Origin of the sequence: Paenibacillus algorifonticola (genome assembly GCF_050481745.1) — a bacterium.
In the GTDB taxonomy this organism is placed as follows: Bacteria; Bacillota; Bacilli; order Paenibacillales; family Paenibacillaceae; genus Pristimantibacillus; species Pristimantibacillus algorifonticola_A.
In genome coordinates this window covers 1-2,001 of sequence record NZ_JBCNGR010000073.1, presented here as the reverse complement: position 1 = coordinate 2,001, position 2,001 = coordinate 1, and the positions used below count along the sequence as shown (strand labels likewise).

2 protein-coding genes are annotated in these 2,001 nt (G+C 38.1%); both read right to left on the bottom strand.

All coding sequences use genetic code 11. The features are described 5' to 3' along the window. Nucleotides 1-212: 212 nt before the first annotated feature. Entirely contained in the window at nucleotides 213-1,580 is a 1,368-nt protein-coding gene (locus ABEW34_RS31395; RefSeq protein ID WP_430165642.1) for a hemoblobin-interacting domain-containing protein, read from the bottom strand. A gap of 292 nt (nucleotides 1,581-1,872) precedes the next feature. Continuing rightward, nucleotides 1,873-2,001, bottom strand: a complete 129-nt coding sequence (locus ABEW34_RS31390) for an S-layer homology domain-containing protein (protein WP_430165645.1) — start codon at nucleotides 1,999-2,001, stop codon at nucleotides 1,873-1,875.

The window sequence follows — 2,001 nt, the reverse complement described above, 5'->3', positions numbered from 1 at the left end:
GAGGTTCCTGTAATGTTAATTTGGCTGCCAGGATGAACGCTGTCTGCTACCGGATTTACCGCGACAGCAGCCCATAAGGAGCTGGGAAACAGCGATAGGCAGAGACCAATGATTAAGGTTAAGCTCCATGTACGCATTTTCATTAAAGATATGCCTCTTCTCTACTCTAAATGAAAAAATAATTTTCGTTCAAAAGGATACTTTCATAAAAATTATCTCCAGTTTTTCAACTCTTCAAAATGCTGATCAAATTCAGCATCATTTACTTGCGTTGCCAGATTATATCCAATATTGTTCGGTTCTGAGTTGTCTCCCGTAATGAGAAAAGCGCGAACGGAATAATTCGGGTTCGTCGTGGCATCCGCTAAATTGAAATGAGCACGGGACGTCTGATACTCGTTTAATGCACCTATAGTAAATGAAACCATATCAACTGGCACATTTCCGTTCATTAATTGAAAGATTACAGTCGCCATGCCGCTATAACTTTCATTATGAATATTTCTAGCCATTCGAACGGATGCGCTTAGACCACCGTTTGTTTTATCAATAAGAGGCTCACTCATATAAAAGGATTGTTCCGATCTATGAATTTGCAATTCAATCAATCCATCCCCATAGTCATAAGATTCTAATGAAATTAGATTGTAACCTTCAGATAAAACACCTGCATGGAACAAAATTGTATCCCTATCTTGTATACCACCCTTAACATAGGTATAATTTTCACTCGATATTATTTCCCCGTTTACTTTAACTGAATCCAGTGACCATTGACTGTCCGTAGGTGCAACATTTATGCTTACTTGCGCCCCAGCAAAAAGGGCATCGGCACTTTCATAAAGATAGGGTGCACGATAAGCACGTACAGTAATATCTATCGTCTTTCTTATTTTATCGCCAGTCCGATTGTCACTCACATCGAAACTTAATTTTGCTGTGCCAGAGTTAAAACCATATATAGAAAATTCATCACCATATCGGGATACAGAAACGATTGAGTAGTTTGAGCTTGTAACATTGCTAAAGGTTACTCTATTAGGTGACTCATAAAACATCTCACCATACAACAAATACGAATGGTTATTGATTAATTCTTTGCTGTGGATTCCTAAATCAACTAATGGTGGAATCGCCCCCATATGATTAACACCAACTATTAGTGACGTATAGCCAATCACTTTATCATTTTGTGAATCTACCTCAACAATTGAAATAATTTCTCCAGCATTAGCTGGTACAAAAAAATTGTCGTTAAGCTTATAACTATATAGGTTAGCAAGCGTGCTAAACGCTGTTCCCTCCTCGGGGGCTGTTTGAGCAGTCGCTTGTCCTAAAGTTGCAAAAATCGCATTAGCATTAGGAGCAGGATTAATTCCGTTCACTTTGACTTTTCCCTGTGTTACCATAGCGCTGTTTGTTTCTAATGAGAGCATGCTAAGATTATTGCTTACTGGTACTGTTGCGGCCATTGCCACGTTCGGTAAAATAGACATTGCTATGACTAGTGCCAATATGATAGACACTAATCTAAAAATTAATTGTTCTTGCTTAGTTACTCTTAACCACTCTGTAAACATTAATCTTCCACACCCCTATAAAATTCTTTTAATCAATTCAACTACCCTTTACCAATCTATGAGTAAAATTCCTACTCATTCAATAGAGTAAACTATATTCCATACTAGCGCTAGAATAATTACAAACTTCTACAAAAGACTATAACCAAAAGAAATGGAAATAGCCATTCGTATATCCGACTTCTAACTATTGTAATGAAGAAAAATATTAACGACTTTAGTAGTTAAAATAGCATAAAAAGCAGCCCCTCGATCAGGGACTGCTTTCTCCTCATAACGAATGTTTCAGCATTTATTTGCTTTGCAGCGCCAAAATATTCAGCAAAACCGTTACCGCTTCTGCTCTCGTTGTATTGGCTTGGGGCGCGAATTGGTTTTCGCCTTTCCCCTGTACAATACCAGCTTGCTTGGCGTAAGCCAC